General features: G+C 71.6%; 12 protein-coding genes. 4 read left to right on the plus strand and 8 right to left on the minus strand.

The features are described from left to right. Positions 1-111 precede the first annotated feature (111 nt). Complete coding sequence (locus ACWD68_RS04845) at positions 112-1,566, minus strand: APC family permease (RefSeq protein WP_451805051.1); 1,455 nt, start codon at positions 1,564-1,566, stop codon at positions 112-114. 209 nt (positions 1,567-1,775) lie between these two features. Here ACWD68_RS04845 and ACWD68_RS04850 point away from each other — a divergent pair, with 209 nt between their 5' ends. From ACWD68_RS04850 to ACWD68_RS04865, 4 genes are all read left to right on the plus strand, one after another. After that, the gene (locus ACWD68_RS04850) at positions 1,776-2,957 is read left to right on the plus strand and encodes an ROK family transcriptional regulator (protein ID WP_451805152.1); all 1,182 of its coding nucleotides are present in this window, start codon (positions 1,776-1,778) and stop codon (positions 2,955-2,957) included. 201 nt (positions 2,958-3,158) lie between these two features. Next, complete coding sequence (locus ACWD68_RS04855; protein WP_451805052.1) at positions 3,159-5,885, plus strand: glycoside hydrolase family 2 protein; 2,727 nt, start codon at positions 3,159-3,161, stop codon at positions 5,883-5,885. A 302-nt stretch (positions 5,886-6,187) separates the two neighbouring features. Next, on the plus strand, positions 6,188-6,451 hold the full coding sequence (locus tag ACWD68_RS04860; RefSeq protein WP_451805053.1) for a GlsB/YeaQ/YmgE family stress response membrane protein: 264 nt from the start codon (positions 6,188-6,190) through the stop codon (positions 6,449-6,451). 140 nt (positions 6,452-6,591) lie between these two features. Next, positions 6,592-7,473 carry a GNAT family N-acetyltransferase gene (locus ACWD68_RS04865; protein WP_451805054.1) on the plus strand — a complete coding sequence of 294 codons (882 nt, stop codon included), beginning with the start codon at positions 6,592-6,594 and terminating at the stop codon, positions 7,471-7,473. Positions 7,474-7,656: 183 nt separating this feature from the next. On the opposite strand, the gene ACWD68_RS04870 is transcribed toward ACWD68_RS04865, so the two are convergent. The 7 genes from ACWD68_RS04870 to ACWD68_RS04900 all read right to left on the minus strand — a co-directional run bounded on the left by ACWD68_RS04870 (position 7,657) and on the right by ACWD68_RS04900 (position 14,960). After that, positions 7,657-8,568 (minus strand): NAD-dependent epimerase/dehydratase family protein, encoded by a 912-nt coding sequence (locus tag ACWD68_RS04870; RefSeq protein WP_451805055.1) that lies wholly within the window; start codon positions 8,566-8,568, stop codon positions 7,657-7,659. A 72-nt stretch (positions 8,569-8,640) separates the two neighbouring features. Continuing rightward, entirely contained in the window at positions 8,641-9,411 is a 771-nt protein-coding gene (locus ACWD68_RS04875; protein ID WP_451805056.1) for a GNAT family N-acetyltransferase, read from the minus strand. 199 nt (positions 9,412-9,610) lie between these two features. Continuing rightward, positions 9,611-10,939 (minus strand): MFS transporter, encoded by a 1,329-nt coding sequence (locus tag ACWD68_RS04880; RefSeq protein WP_451805057.1) that lies wholly within the window; start codon positions 10,937-10,939, stop codon positions 9,611-9,613. 480 nt (positions 10,940-11,419) lie between these two features. Next, on the minus strand, positions 11,420-12,370 hold the full coding sequence (locus ACWD68_RS04885) for a catechol 2,3-dioxygenase (protein ID WP_451805058.1): 951 nt from the start codon (positions 12,368-12,370) through the stop codon (positions 11,420-11,422). Between the two features lie 9 nt (positions 12,371-12,379). Continuing rightward, positions 12,380-13,468 (minus strand): 4-oxalomesaconate tautomerase, encoded by a 1,089-nt coding sequence (locus ACWD68_RS04890; RefSeq protein ID WP_451805059.1) that lies wholly within the window; start codon positions 13,466-13,468, stop codon positions 12,380-12,382. Beyond that, positions 13,465-14,175, minus strand: coding sequence for a 4-carboxy-4-hydroxy-2-oxoadipate aldolase/oxaloacetate decarboxylase (locus tag ACWD68_RS04895; protein WP_451805060.1), 711 nt, complete (start codon positions 14,173-14,175; stop codon positions 13,465-13,467). The genes ACWD68_RS04890 and ACWD68_RS04895 overlap by 4 nt, the downstream gene beginning before the upstream one ends. Then, positions 14,172-14,960 (minus strand): PIG-L deacetylase family protein, encoded by a 789-nt coding sequence (locus ACWD68_RS04900; RefSeq protein ID WP_451805061.1) that lies wholly within the window; start codon positions 14,958-14,960, stop codon positions 14,172-14,174. Before ACWD68_RS04900 ends, ACWD68_RS04895 begins: the two co-directional genes overlap by 4 nt. Positions 14,961-14,989 lie beyond the last annotated feature (29 nt).

Genomic DNA, 14,989 nt, shown 5'->3' on the forward strand with positions numbered 1-14,989 from the left:
GGGACCGGAGACGGCGGGGCGGAGGCCGTGCGGGTCCCGCGGACCACGCGCGCCCGGCGTCGGATCCCGGAGGGCGCCCCCGGCGTCAGGTGTCCGGGAGCGCCCGTGTTCTCACGTTCCGGCGGGCTCCGCCTCCTGAGCCGGCGCCGTCAGATACTCCTCGGTGACCTCCTTCGGGCCGAACGGCCACACCTTCTCCAGACGTGCCCAGACGACGAAGGCGACCAGGCCGAGGGCGAGCCAGGCCAGCGACCACTCGATGGGGTGACGGCCAGGGGAGTTCTTGTCCGCGTATCCGTAGATGGTGAGCCAGCCGGCCAGCGCGAGGAAACTCGGCAGGGGGTAGAGCCACATCCGGTACGGGCGGCGCAGCCCCGGTTGCCGCTTGCGCAGCACCGACAGGGCGACCACCTGCGCCAGCGCCTGGACGATCACCATGACCGTGGTCAGCAGCTGGATGAGGGTGGCGAGGTCGGTGTGACGGCCGATCAGGAAGCCGATCGCCGTGATGACGCCCATGGTGGCGAGGCCCAGCGTCGGGAAGCGGTGCTTCGGGTGCAGTTTGGCGTAGGGGCGGAAGAAGACGCGTTCGCGGGCGGCGTCGTAGGGCACCCGCGAGCCGCCGAGCAGCCCCGTGAAGACCGAGGCGAACGCGGTGATGAGGATGAGCACGGTCACCGTGTCGGCGGCTCCCTCGCCCCAGGTCTCCTCCAGGACCGCCGAGGCCACCGAGGTGGAGGCGATGTCGCCGGGGTCCGTCATCCGGTGCCAGTCGATGACGCCGAGCGTGCCGATCTGGAGCAGCAGGTAGATCGCCATGATGCCGAGGATCGAGTAGATGATGGAGCGGGGCAGGGTGCGGCCGGGGTCCTTGATCTCGGCGCCCATGTAAGCGGTGGTGTTGTAGCCGAGGTAGTCGTAGATGCCGATGGTCAGGCCCGCGGCGAAGCCGACCCAGAAGTGGCTGCCGGACAGCTCGAAGGCGCCTGCCGGGTAGGTGAAGGCGAGGTCGGCGCTGAATCCGGTGGCCGCGGCGATGATCACCAGAAGGACCGAGGTGATCATCACGGCCCACATGACGGCGGTGATGCGCGCGATGTGCTCGATCCCGCGCCACAGCAGGAGGACGACCAGGGCGACGATGCCGAGTCCGACGAGGTCGCCGGTGGTCCTGCCCATGTCGGGGGCCAGATAGCCCAGGTACTGGACGAAGCCGACCACGCCGGTGGACATGATCAGCGGGATGAAGAGCATCGCCGTCCACACGAACAGGAACGGCATCAGGCGTCCGGTGCGGTACTGGAAGGCCTGGCGCAGATAGACGTAACTGCCGCCGGAGCCGGGCATGGCCGCGCCCATCTCGGCCCAGACCAGTCCGTCGGCGAGCGCCAGCAGGGCGCCCGCGACGAAGCCGATGACCGCCTGCGGACCGCCGAACGCGGCGACCATCAGCGGGATCGTCACGAACGGCCCGATGCCGCACATCTGGCTCATGTTGATGGCGGTGGCCTGGAACAGGCCGACGCGGCGGACGAATCCGCCGGTGGGTGGCGGGTTACCGGACATGGGGCCTCCTCGGAACAGGACGCGCGGAGAGGTACGAGGGGACGGCCGGCCCCGATGGCGGCCGGCGGATCAAGGCGGAGCAGGGGCGGCGGGTGACCGGCCGGCGCAGGGCTCCCCTCGGCTCGCCCGGCGAGGCTGACTGGGCGATAAAGTTAAGGAGCCTTACTAGGTGCGTCAAGGGGGCGTCATGAATGAGTGAGAATGGTGCGATGCCCGCCAGCGACGCCGCAGAGCAGCCCGGACAGCCCTGGAACCGCCGGCGGCTGCGCAGCACCAACGAGCGTCTGCTCCTCGACCGGCTGCGGACCGGCGGCGCCGCCTCACGCGCCCAGCTCGCCCGCGAGACGGGCCTGTCCAAGCCGACGGTCTCCAGCGCGCTCGCCGCACTGGAGGGGGCGGGGCTCGTCCACGAGGTCGGAACGCGCGCGCCCGAGCGCGGCCGGGTCGCCGTCCTGTACGCCCCCGACCCCGCGGCCGGGTACGCGCTCGGCATCGACATCGGCCGCAGCTGGCTGCGCGTCGCTGTGGCCGACCTCGACGGCTCGGTGGTCGCGCGCGCCGATGTGCGCAACCGCGCCCGCACGTCCGGGGCCATGGCGGACCTCGTGGTCTCCACCGCCCACCAGGTCGTCGCCAACTCCGGTGTCGGAGCGCACGAGGTGGCCCACGCGGTGGTGGGCACGCCGGGTGTGTACGACGAGGAGCGGCGCCGGGTGCGGTACGCGATGCACCTGCCCGGATGGGGGCGGGCGGGTCTGTTCGACCGGATGCGCGAGGAGCTGGGCATCCCGCTGGAGGTGCACAACGACGCGAACCTCGCGGCGCTCGGCGAGTACACGTACGGGGTCGGCGCCGGCAGCCGGCTCTTCGCCTACATCATGATCGGCACCGGCCTCGGCATGGGTGTCGTCAGCGAGGGGCGGCTGTTCACGGGCGCGCACGGCGGTGCCGGCGAGATCGGCTTCCTGCCGTGGCCGGGCCCGCGGAAGCCCGAGACACTGGAGGACGCGGTGTCGGGAGAGGCCGTGGTCGAAGCCGCCCGGCACTTCGGCATGACCGGGCAGCTGACCGCGAAGGCCGTCTTCGACGCGGCGCGGGAGGGGCACGGGCCCGCGGTCGAGGCGGTCCGGCTGGAGGGCGAGCGGATCGCGCACACGGTGGCGGCCGCGGCGGCGGTGCTCGATCCCGATCTGGTGGTCCTGGGCGGTGGAGTCGGCCACAGCGTCGATCTGCTGCTGCGGCCCGTCCGCGAGACCCTGCGCGCCCTCACACCCCTGCGCCCGCGGATCGCACCCGGCCGTCTGGGCGAGGACGCGGTGCTGCTCGGCGCGGTGGCGACGGCGCTGGGCACGGCGCGCGATGTGGTGTTCGAGCGCCGGTCGGCTTCCTGACCGGGGGCGGCATCCGCCGGCCCCGTCGGCGTCCGGCGCGGCTGGGGCACGGCGCGTCCCGTGACGCCGAACAGGGGTGGCCCGCCCCGCCGGTGATTGACATGACTTACTCAGCGTCCTAGCTTGTGGACCCAGTTAGTAAAGTTTCCTAACTTGCAGTGCCGAAGCGCGGATGCTCCCCCACCTCCCAAGGAGACCACCGTGTTCCACCGCCCTGCCTCCCGGCGGCGTCTCGCCACGGCCGCCGTCGCCCTGGGCCTGCTGTGCACCCTCTCCGCGAGCGCCTGGGCCGACGGGCCCGACCCCCGAACGGCCGCCACACCACCCGTCCGTGTCACGCCGGTGGCCTCCGCGCCGGGCAGCACCACGGCACTGTCGGGGTACACGATCCAGTCCACCGCCAAGGTCCCCGACCCGGCGGCCGAAGTCTCCAGCCCCGGCTATCCGGCGAGCGGCTGGTACCCGGCCGACTCCCGCTCCACGGTCCTCGCGGCGCTGCTCGCGAACGGGAAGTACGCGGATCCCTTCTACTCCACCAACCTGCAGAAGATCCCGAAGGCCGACTTCGCCGTGCCCTGGTGGTACCGCTCGGACTTCACGGTCACCGACACCTCCCGGCGCAGCCATCTGGACTTCAGCGGGGTGATCTCGGCGGCGGACGTCTACGTCAACGGCCGTCAGGTCGCCGACGCCTCCGAGGTGACCGGCGCCTACACGCACCACGAGCTGGACATCACCTCGCTGGTGCGCGCGGGCACCAACACGGTCGCCTTCCGTATCCGGCCCAACGCGCCGAACCAGAACCTGACCATGGGCTGGATCGACTGGCTCCAGCCGCCGCCCGACCAGAACATGGGCATCGTCCGTGACGTGCTCGTCCGCCGCGGCGGCCCGGTCGCGCTGCGCGACGCGCATGTGGTGACCGCCCTCGACGTCCCCTCCCTCCGCTCCGCGGACCTCACCGTCAAGGCGCGGGCACGCAACGAGACCGGCTCGGCCGTCACCGCCACGGTGTCCGGCCGCATCGGCTCCGTGTCCTTCTCGAAGGCCGTCCCGCTCGCGGCTCACGAGACGAGGGCTGTCACGTTCTCACCGTCCGACGTCCCCGGGCTGCGCCTGACGTCACCGAAGGTGTGGTGGCCCGCGGGCATGGGCGGGCAGCCGCTGTACGGCCTCGACCTGACGGTCTCCGTCGCCGGCGCCCCCTCCGACACCGCGCACGAGGACTTCGGCATCCGCCGGGTGAAGGCGCCCCTGAACTCCGACGGCGCCCGGCAGTACAGCGTCAACGGCCGCAGGCTGCTCATCAAGGGCGGCGGCTGGTCCCCGGACGAGTTCCTGCGCTGGGACCGCGAGTACGTCGAGGACCGGTTGAAGTACGCCCTCGACCTGGGCCTCAACACCGTCCGCCTCGAAGGACACATCGAGCCGGACGAGTTCTTCGACCTCGCCGACCGCCTCGGCGTTCTCACCCTGCCCGGCTGGGAGTGCTGCGACAAGTGGGAGGGGCAGGTCAACGGCAGCGAGACCGGCGAGAAGTGGACGGCTTCCGACTATCCGGTCGCCAAGGCGTCGATGGCCGCCGAGGCAGCCCGGCTGCGCGACCACCCGAGCGTCATCTCCTTCCTCATCGGCAGCGACTTCGCACCGGACGCGACGATCGAGAAGAACTACCTCGACGCGCTGAAGGCCGCCGACTGGCCCACGCCGGTCGTCGCTGCGGCATCCGCCAAGTCCTCCCCCGTGTCCGGAAGTTCGGGCATGAAGATGACAGGTCCCTACGACTGGATCCCGCCGGGCTACTGGTACGCCAAGCGCGAGGGCGGCGCGACCGGCTTCAACTCCGAGACCGGTGGCGGTCCCGACATCCCCACCCTCGACACCCTGCGCCGCATGATGTCGCCCGCCGAACTGGACACCCTCTGGAAGGACCCGGACGTCAGGCAGTACCACCGCTCGCCGTCCCCGGTGTTCGGCACCCTCAAGATCTACGACGCCGCCCTGGCCGGCCGCTACGGCGCGCCGACCGGCCTCACCGACTACGTGCGCAAGGCACAGCTCGCCCAGTACGAGAACGTGCGCGCGCAGTTCGAGGCGTACGGGCGCAACGCCACCGACTCCTCCAAGCCGTCGACCGGAGTCGTGTACTGGATGCTCAACAGCGGATGGACCTCACTGCACTGGCAGTTGATGGACCGCTATCTGGACCAGGGCGGGGCCTACTTCGGGGCGAAGAAGGCCAACGAGCCCCTGCATGTCCAGTACTCGTACGACAACCGGTCCGTCGTCGTGGTGAACAACCGGCACGCGGCCGCGACCGGCCTCACCGCACGCGTCACGCTTTTCGGGACCGACGGCTCACAGAAGTACGACAGGACGGCGACCGGTGTGAGCGTGGGCGGTGACGGGGCGCGCAGCACCGCGCTCACGGTGCCTGCCTCGGTGAGCGGTCTCCCGACGACGTATCTGGCACGGCTGGTCCTGAGCGACGCCGGGGGCAAGGAGGTCAGCCGCAACGTCTACTGGCTGTCGACCCGGCCGGACACCCTCGACTGGGCGAACACCGACTGGTACTACACGCCGACGACGAGCTACGCGGACCTCAAGGGGCTCAACTCCATGGCGCGGGTGCCGGTTTCGGCCTCGGTGTCGACCTCCTCCGGTCCCGGCGCGACATCCACGACGAAGGTCACCCTGCGGAACGACGGGACCGGGAGGACACCCTCGCTGCTGACCGACGCGCATCTCGTCGACGCCGAGGGCCGGCCGGTGCTGCCGGTCCGGTGGTCCGACAACCAGGTGAGCCTGTGGCCGGGCGAGTCGGTGACCCTGACGGCGACCTACCGGACGGCCGATCTGCACGGGGCCAAGCCCAGGGTGCGGGTCTCCGGGTGGAACACGCCGGAGCGGACGGTCCGGTCCCGGTAGAAACGGCGCGAGGGGCGGGTCCGGTTCGGGCCCGCCCCTCGCGCGACTCGTTCTCAGCTCACGTTGAGCGCCGTGTCGTCGACGACGAAGGACGTCTGGAGCGTGGAGTCCTCGACGCCGGTTTGATCGTGACCGTCTGCCCGGCGTAGGTGGTGCCGAGACTGAACGTGCGCTGCGTGTATCCAGACATCAACCGCACAGAGCACGGGGAAGCCCGTCACGAGTGCCCGCGCGGGAGCGGACTGGCTCCGCTCGGTGGGGGCAGATACAAAGCAGCGGGGGACCGAGCAAGAGGGGCGGAGATGGAGATCTCGGGCGTCATCAGTGCCATCCTCATCGGCATCATCATCGGTGTGCTGGGCCGGCTCGCGTTGCCGGGCCGCCAGCGCATCGGCATCCTGTGGACGATCGTGGTCGGCATCGTGGCCGCGTTCATCGGATCGGGGGTCGCCGCCGCGTTCGGCGTCGCCGCCACCAAGGGCGTCGACTGGATCGAGTGGCTCATCCAGATCGGTCTCGCCGCACTGGGCGTCGCGGTACTGGACCGGTCGCGGGCTCGCCGCTGAGCGGCCGACGCCGACCGGCGGCCGCCGACGGTTCGGGCTTGCCGCGCCTCGGCGGCCGGTGAATCGCGTTGCGGAGCGGGTTCCCGTGCGGCTAAGTTCTGCGGGCTTCACACCCGTACGTCCGACGCCACGGAGAGACCTTGCCGCCACGCATCACACCGTTGACCGATCCCGAACCCACCGCGTCGAGCCGACGTCTGGTCTGGCTCGCCTCGGACGCCGAAGGGGTCCCGGTGGGTTCGGCGTTCCTCCGGCTGTTCACCAGGGAGGGTCTGGACCATCTCGCCGAGCTGGAGATCGCCGTACATCCCGCCGAACGGCGCAAGGGGGTGGGCGGCGTTCTCCTGGACGCAACCACGGCCGCCGCGCGGAGCGAGGGGCGACGGTCGCTCGTGTCCCGGGCCACGGTCGGCACTCCCGGCGACGGGTTCCTCGTGGCGCGCGGGTTCCGCAAGGCGCTGTCCCTGACGTTCGCACGGCTCCCGCTGGCGGAACTCGACCTCCCCGCCGTCACGGAGATCGCCGAACGTCCGCACCAGGGTTACGCGTTGACGCACTGGGACGGCATCGTGCCGCCCCATCTGGCGCACACCTACGCCGATTCCCGGCGGGCCATGGACGACATGCCGATGGAGGACAGCGATCACGCGATCGAGGTCTGGGACGTGGAACGGGTCGTGGCGGTGGCCGAGGTCGTTCTCAAGCGCGGCGACGCGCTCCACACCGTGGCCGTGGTGGACCGCTCGGACGGCTCGATCGCCGGCTTCTCGGAACTCGTCGTGCCGGGCGACGGCCGGGGCGACGCCCAGCACTACGGAACGGGCGTCCTGCCCGAGCACCGCGGCCACGGTCTCGGGCTGTGGATGAAGGCCGAGTCGATCCGTCTGGCCCGTCAGCGGTACCCGGAGCTCGAAGGCCTCCTGACCGACACGGCCGAGAGCAACGCGCCCATGATCGGCATCAACAACACGCTCGGCTACCGGCCCACCCACCGGGAGGTGGAGTACCGAATGGATCTCTGAAGGTCCGGGTCCGGGGCAGATGTCCGACCGGGCGAGGAGTCCGGGCGGCCCGGCAGGCCGGGGCCGGGGGCCGTGGAGCCGGAGTCGGAACCGGGACGCGGCGGGGTGCGGGACCTCCGGGTCTCGCCATCGTCGGCGAGAGGCCGCGTTCAGCGGAGTGCCGCCGTTCACAGGCCGTCGGAGTCAGGCGGCTGCCTTCAGCGCGGCGAGACCGTCGTAGGCGGAGGGGTGCGCCGGCGTCCAGCCCAGCTCCCGCTCCGCCTTCGCCGAGGAGACCCGCAGCGTCGTGCGCATCATCACGTGCGCGTACGACAGGGGCCTCATCATCCACAGCGGTACGGTCATCGGCTTCGGCAGGCCGAACTCCTCGGCCACGGCGCGGACATGGGCCGCGAAGCCCAGCGGGGTGCTGTCGGTGACGTTGTACGCCTCCCCGGGACGGCCGTGGTCCACGGCGGCGGCCACCGCGCGCGCCGCGTCGGCGAGGTCCACCCAGGGCAGGACCCGGCCGTGGTCGTCGGCGACGGGGAGCTGCCGCCTGCGCAGCATGGGCAGCAGGGCGTCGGTGCCGCCCGCGCCGTAGAAGAGCCCGAAGCGGAGCGCGATCCCCTCCAGGCCGGTGGCCTCGAGGGTGAGGCGTTCCTTGATGCGCATGGCCGCGATGTGCCGTTCCAGTTCGGGTGTGGTCCCTTCCGGCCCGAAGGCGTCGGCCTCGGTGACGACCTGGTCGCCGTGGCCGCCGTATCCGTACCCGAAGACCATCGACTCGGCGACCAGCCGGCGTGCGCCGGTGGCCCGCGCGGCCTCCACGAGGTGGGCGGTGCCGTCGGTGCGCAGGGCGTCGGTGGCGTGCATGTCGCGGTGGCGCAGGGGTGCCTTGCGCAGGGCGGTCGCGGCCAGGACGACCGTGTCGTAGTGCTGTCCGTCGACGGCTCGCAGCAGGGCGTCGCGGTCCATCAGATCGGCCTGGACCCCGTTGGCGGGGCCCCGGCCGAGACCGGTGACACGGTGGCCCGCTTCCGTCAGGGCCCGGGTGATGTGCCGGCCGAGAACACCGCTCGCGCCGGCCAGGAGAATGCTCTGGTTCGTCGTCATGCCGATGCGACGGATCGGGCGTGCGGGGATGTGACATCGGCCCCGGCCGTCGCGCGCGGACGGGGGCCGGCGTCACTCCTCGTAGAAGTACGGTGTCGTCGTGGTGAGCTCCTGGAAGCCCAGCCGGGCGAGGACGGGGCGGCTCTGGCTGGAGGCGTCGACCTGGACGTAGCGGTAGCCGCGGTCGGCTGCGACACGGGCGCGGTGGGCGACGAGGGCACGGTAGATGCCGCGGCCGCGCCAGGCCTCGACGGTGCCGCCGCCCCACAGCCCGGCGAACCGGGCGCCCGGCAGGAGTTCCATCCGGGCCGCGCTGACGGGGACGTCGCCGGCGAGGGCCACGACGGCGACGACCGTGTCGCCCGTGAGCTGGGCGAGCAGTTGGTGGCGCAGCCGGGTGCTGTCGCCACCGAAGGCCTGCTCGTGGACGTCGGCCACGAGGTCGACGCCCGCGCGGTCGGTGACCGGCAGCAGCCGTACGCCCTCGGGAGGTTCGGCGTCGAGGGCCAGATCAGCCAGCTCGGCGATCATCAGCGTCTCCTCGGGCTGGGCGGTGAAGCCGGCCGCCCGCAGCCGCTGTCCCAGGTCCTCCGGCCGGTCGTGCCCGTACAGCTTCCACTCGAACCCTCCCCCGAGGCCGGAGAAGAAGCGCACCTGCCCGGCGATGGCGGCGTCGGCGTTCGTCTCGTCCAGGTCGGACCAGAGCACGCCGTTCCAGCCCTTGTCGGCGCCGACCTGGCGCACCACCTTGTCGACGCGTTCCACCCGGGCGCCCGGCGCGTCGGGCCGCGCGCCTTCCCGCATGTCCCGGTCGAACAGAGCCAGTACCGCAACGTGATCCATGGGCTCACTCCAGCACCCCGGGACGAACGGGGCAACGGGAATACGTGGTCCTTCGGCCGTCGGGAAGATTCGCCGGGGCCGGACAGCCGGCACGTGCCGTGAGGGTCGCCCCCGCCCGGGCGCCGCGCCCCGGACACGAGAGCGCCCGGGCGGACCCTTCGTCAGGCCCCGCCCGGGCGCCGGTTCCACGCCGCCCCGATCAGCCGGTGGCGGTCAGCTCCTGGTGCCGCACGGAGCTCGGGGGCGCCACCTGGACGCGGCGCAGACCGGTCAGGCTGACGAACACCAGGGAGAAGACGCCCGCGAGGGCGAAGGCGGTGAAGCCCGCGGTGGTCGAGCCGGTGGCGAGCAGCTGGCCGCCGAGCCAGGGACCGAAGACGGCACCGAAGCGGCCCATGCCGGAGGTCCAGCCGACCGCGGTGGCGCGGTTGTCGTCCTCGGAGCGGTGCGCCACGGTGGCGTAGATCATCGCCTGGGCGCTGAAGAGGAACATGCCGGTCAGGAAGACGACGGTGTAGGTGAGGGGCAGCGGCATCTTGACGCTGAGGGAGTAGATCCCGATGGCGGTGGCGCCGAACCAGATCGCGGAGATGAGCGAGCCGCCGAACTTGTCGGTGAGGCGGCCGCCGACCAGCATGCCGACGATGCCGCCGAGGTTGATGACGATGACGAAGCCGATCGAGGACCCGAGGTTGTAGCCGTTGGCCTTCATCAGCGAGGGCAGCCACTGCGAGACGCCGTAGACCAGGAGGAGACCGCCGAAGGACGCGATCCAGAAGAGCAGGGTCTGGGCCCAACGTCCGCCGCGGAACAGGGCGGTGAGGGCGCTGAAGCGGTCGGTCGCGGCCTGGCGCTTCTCGGCGCGGGCGGCCAGGTCGACGCCGTAGCGGTCGGCGAGCGCCCGGGCCTCTTCGGTGCGGCCCTTGGCCTGCAGGAAGGCCATCGACTCCGGCAGGAACCTGGCCGCCAGCGGCACCCCGATGAAGAGCGGTATCACGCAGATCCAGAAGGAGACCCGCCAGTCGCCCGTCCCGAGCGCCACGAATCCGGCGACAATGCCGCCGGCCTGGTGGGCGGTCATCAGCGAGCCGACGATCAGGGCGCGGCGGCCCCGCGGGGCGTACTCGGTGACCATGGTGATCGCGCTCGGCAGCAGGCCGCCGAGGCCGAGGCCGGCCAGGAAGCGGCCGAGGCTGAAGACGCCCAGACTCCCCGCGGAGGCGCAGACGGCGGAGGCCAGGGAGAACACGGCGGTCGACCAGACGATCGTCTTCTTGCGGCCGACCCAGTCACTGACGGTTCCGGAGGACAGGGCGCCGATCAGCATGCCGAAGGTGGCGTAGGAGCCGACGTCACCGGCCTTGCCGGGGTCGATGCCGAGCGCCTTCGTCTCCAGCATGTGCGGCAGCACGGAGCCGTAGATGAACATGTCGAGGCCGTCGAAGAGGACGACCAGCCAGCAGAGGCCGACGACGATCGCGGCCAGTCTGCTGCCGCCGCGAGCGGGCAGGGCGAGGGAGGAGGACATCGTTGTTTCCTCTCGTCCAGGAGGCGTGGGCCCTGGAAGGGGATCGGGGACGTGGGTCGACGCGGCTCGTGCGGCTGACCCGATGGTGCGACAGACGCTAAGGAGTGAACTCCCAAAGTGTCAACACTTTTGTCAACAATCTAGGAAACGATCAGGCCACCCTCCGGGACCGTCCCACAGGCAGCTGAGAAGCAGGTGAAACGGGTGCGGGCGGCACCCGGTCCGGTGCCGCCCGCGCGCCTGCACTGGCTGGAATCGGCCGCTCGGTCGATCGGTCGACGGGCAACGGCCACCCACGCTCCGGCCGAGGGGCAGGGCCGGGAGTTCGAGCCCACGGCACCCGGCACAGGCACGGGCCCGCCGGCACGCGGCCGCCGCAGGCGTTGATCAGCCGACAGGCAGCCGCCGGGAGCGCCGGTCAGCCGATGAGCAGCCAGCGATAGGGCCGGTCAGCCGATGAGCACCTGACGGGTGGGCCGGTCAGCCGATGGGGGGCGTGCCATGGGTGTGGAAGGACTCGATGGTCTTCAGGCCCCAGGCCTGGCCCTTCTTCCGCTCGTTCTCGGTCCACGTGACCAGGGGCCAGTCGGGGGCGAGGACGAGACGGGTGAGCGGGTTGCACAGCTCAATGCGGTTGCCGCCGGGTTCGTAGACGTACAGGAAGAACGTCTGCTGGATGGCGTGCTTGTGCGGGCCCGTCTCGATGAACACACCGGTGTCGATGGCGAGGTCGGCCGCGCGCAGGATGTCCTCACGGGTGTCCGTGGCGAAGGCGATGTGGTGCAGGCGCCCGCTCGAACCGGTCCAGTCCTCCGTGTACACGATGTCGTACGACTTGCTGCTGAAGGTCAGCCACTGGGCGGCGATCCTGCCGCTGTCGAGCTGGATCTGCTCGGTCGGGCGGGCCCCGAGCGCGTCACGGACGAAGTCTCCGTTGGAGGCGACGTCGGAGGCGAGGAAGTTCACGTGGTCCAGGCGTCGCACGCCGACCCCGTGGCCGGGCTTGGCCTGCGGCTGATTCTTCAGACCGGGCTTGAGATGGTCGGGCGCCCGATACCACTCGCTCTCCCAGTACAGGGCGAGCTCATGACCGTCGGGGTCGGTGGTGACGTAGACCGGGCCGAGACCCGGCTCGTCGTTCACCCAGCGGCCCTCGCGGCCGGCGCTCTCGGTCTCCTTGACCCGGCGCTGGAGGGCCTCCTCGCTGGAGGCGCGCAGGGCGGTGCGGCGGATGCCCGAGGTCGTATGCGCGGTGAGGGTCAGGCTGTGGTGCTCGTAGTCGTCCCAGGTCCGCAGATAGACGGAGTCCCCGGAGCGGCCGTTCTCGGTCAGGCCGAGGTAGTCCGTGAAGAACCGGACGCTGGCGTCCAGGTCGGGGGTGAGCAGTTCGACGTGCCCGAGGTGGGCGATGTCGCCGAGCGGCGGGGCCATGGGGCCTCCTCAGGGTTGAAGTGCGGCTCCGGCCGGCCGGGGGAAGACCGTGCCGTCGAAGATCTTGCGTGCGGTGCGGACGACGGCGGTGCGCCGGGCCACGGGCGCGGCGCCCCCGGGGCCGTACTCGACACCGGCTTCGATGTCGAGGAATCCGGTGGGGTGTTCGATACGCAACCGGTCGCCCCGTTCGGGCGGGCGGGCCACGGCATGCCCGACGCCGCCTTCCACGCGCAGCCCGGCGGCCACGCTCGCGGCGCCGAGGACGCCGATGGAGGTGTGGCAGCGCACCGGAATGAAGGTGCGGGTCATGACGGCACCGCCGTCGCGCGGCGGAGCGAGCAGGGTCAGCTTCGGCACGGTGGCGTTCTCGACGTCCCCGAGGCCCATCAGCTTGCCCGCCTCGAGACGGATCTCGCGGAGCCGGTCGGCCAGCGCCAGATCCTCCTCGAGGTCCTTGGGTGCCTCGTACCCGGTGACGCCCAGCGAGGACGCGGCGATCAGCACCGTCGGCATGCCGTTGTCCACACAGGTCACCTGGGTGTCGGCGACGATGTCCCGGGGGTGGCCGGTGGGCAGCAACGGGCCGCTCCCCCGCGGGAACTCGATGACCACGGGGGCGGCGGTCCCGGGCACCCCGGAGATTTCCGCGGAGCCTGTGTAGACCACGCGCCCGCCCTCGGTGGGGAAGCACGCGACCGCGAGATCCCCGGAGTTGACCATGCGGATGCGTACCGAGGTGCGCCCCTCCCCCGGCTCGACCAGTCCGCGTTCGACGGCGAACGGGCCGACCCCGGCGAGAATGTTGCCGCAGTTCTGACGGTCCGACACCTCCGCCCGGTCGGGGGCGACTTGGAGGAACAGGTAGTCGACGTCGGCCGCGGGGTCCGCGGAGACCGAGACCACGGCCACCTTGCTGGTCAGCGGGTGGGCACCGCCCAGGCCGTCGATCTGACGCGGGTCGGGGCTGCCCATCACGCGCAGCAGCAGGTCATCGCGCTCGGCTGTGCCGGCGGGCAGGTCCCCGGCCAGGAAGTAGGCGCCCTTGGAGGTACCGCCGCGCAGGAGCATGCAGCGCACCTCCTCGGGCCCGCTCACGGCGCGGCTCCGTCCCGCACGTACGCGTCGTACGACGCGTACGTCACGCCCAGGCGTACGAGCGTCTCGCGCAACCCGTAGCGGTCCAGGCCGAGTTCGCCTTCGAGGAACGCGGCGCGGGCCAGCGCCTCCTTGCGCTCACGGGCCTCGGACGCCTCGGCGACCCGGCGGGCGTCCTCGCGCGGCACGCACACCACGCCGTCGTCGTCGGCGAGGATCACGTCGCCGGGCCGGACGATCTGGCCGCCGAGGACCACCGGAACGTTGACGGAACCGCCGGTCGCCTTCACGGTGCCCTGCGGACTGACCGCCGCGGACCAGGCGGGAAAGCCCATATCGCGCAGTTCGGCGGTGTCCCGGACACCGGCGTTGATGACCAGACCGCGCACGCCGCGCCGGTGCAGCGCGGTGGCGAACAGTTCGCCGAACATGCCGTCGGTGGACGGCGAGGTGGTGGTGACCACCAGGATGTCGCCCTCGCCGCACTGCTCGACGGCGGCGTGGATCATGAGGTTGTCGCCGGGCCAGGACAGAACGGTGACCGCGGTGCCCGCGACACGCGTGCCCTGCTGGACGGGGCGCAGCTGCGTGCCGAGCAGGCCGGTGCGGCCCATCGCCTCGTGCACGGTCGCGGTGCCGTATCCGGCGACCGCCTCGACGTCCTTCGCGTCCGCCTTCGGCGGGTCGGTCACGATCACGCCGCTCATGCCAGCTCCTTCGCGATCTGCGGGTAGGGACGCATGTACGCCTCGGCCATGGTCTTGTGGGCCAGGCCCAGATTGGGGCCGGCGTTGCGCTTGAGCTGGACCCCGCGGCGGACGGCGAGGTCGGTGTAGTAGTCCCACAGGTGCTGCTGGGCGCCGAGGCATTCCATCGCCTTGCGCTTGGTCTCCCACACCTCGGTGATGTCGAGCAGCACCTCGGGCCTGAAGCCGCTCATCTCGGGCTGGTGGGGCTCGAAGTAGAAGACGGGCGGGGCGCCGATGATCTCGCCCTCGCCGGGATAGCCGATGGCCTGGGCGAGGACACGGGCCTCCAGCGCCATGCGGTTGGCGGCCGGGTGGTCGCCGTTGTACGGGTCCTCGGTCGGGTGGGTGAGCACGACGTCCGGCTGGGTCTCGCGGTAGGCGGTCACCAAGCGGTCGGTGAGCTCGGCGGTGGCGGTCAGCGGGTAGTCGCCCGCGTCGAAGAAGCGGACCTCGGCGCCGAGCGTGGCGGCGGCCTTCTCGGCCTCCGCGCGGCGTATCGCCTTGATCTCTTCGAGCTTCCTGCCCTCGCGCCAGGCCTTGGCGGACTCGCCGCGCTCGCCAAAGGTCAGGCACGCGATGGTGACCCTCTCGCCCCGGGAGGCGGCCAGGGCGATGGCTCCCCCGGCCCGCCACACGAAGTCCCCGGCGTGCGCGGTGACGACCAGTGTCGACCGTGCCGGGCGCCCCCCTCGCTCGGGCGGGTCCGAGGGTTCGGGGGCGGCGGGCGCGTTGCCGTGCGTCATTGCAGCAATCTCCTTGGTGGACAGGTGCG

It is taken from the genome of Streptomyces sp. NPDC005141, assembly GCF_053599975.1.

Excerpts from the sequence above, each read along its gene's own strand:
- ACWD68_RS04885 (WP_451805058.1), bottom strand. The coding sequence starts at position 12,370 with ATGGCCCCGCCGCTCGGCGACATCGCCCACCTCGGGCACGTCGAACTG.
- ACWD68_RS04875 (WP_451805056.1), bottom strand. The coding sequence starts at position 9,411 with ATGGATCACGTTGCGGTACTGGCTCTGTTCGACCGGGACATGCGGGAA.
- ACWD68_RS04860 (WP_451805053.1), top strand. The coding sequence starts at position 6,188 with ATGGAGATCTCGGGCGTCATCAGTGCCATCCTCATCGGCATCATCATC.
- ACWD68_RS04895 (WP_451805060.1), bottom strand. The coding sequence starts at position 14,175 with ATGAGCGGCGTGATCGTGACCGACCCGCCGAAGGCGGACGCGAAGGAC.
- ACWD68_RS04870 (WP_451805055.1), bottom strand. The coding sequence starts at position 8,568 with ATGACGACGAACCAGAGCATTCTCCTGGCCGGCGCGAGCGGTGTTCTC.
- ACWD68_RS04845 (WP_451805051.1), bottom strand. The coding sequence starts at position 1,566 with ATGTCCGGTAACCCGCCACCCACCGGCGGATTCGTCCGCCGCGTCGGC.
- ACWD68_RS04900 (WP_451805061.1), bottom strand. The coding sequence starts at position 14,960 with ATGACGCACGGCAACGCGCCCGCCGCCCCCGAACCCTCGGACCCGCCC.
- ACWD68_RS04880 (WP_451805057.1), bottom strand. The coding sequence starts at position 10,939 with ATGTCCTCCTCCCTCGCCCTGCCCGCTCGCGGCGGCAGCAGACTGGCC.
- ACWD68_RS04850 (WP_451805152.1), top strand. The coding sequence starts at position 1,776 with ATGCCCGCCAGCGACGCCGCAGAGCAGCCCGGACAGCCCTGGAACCGC.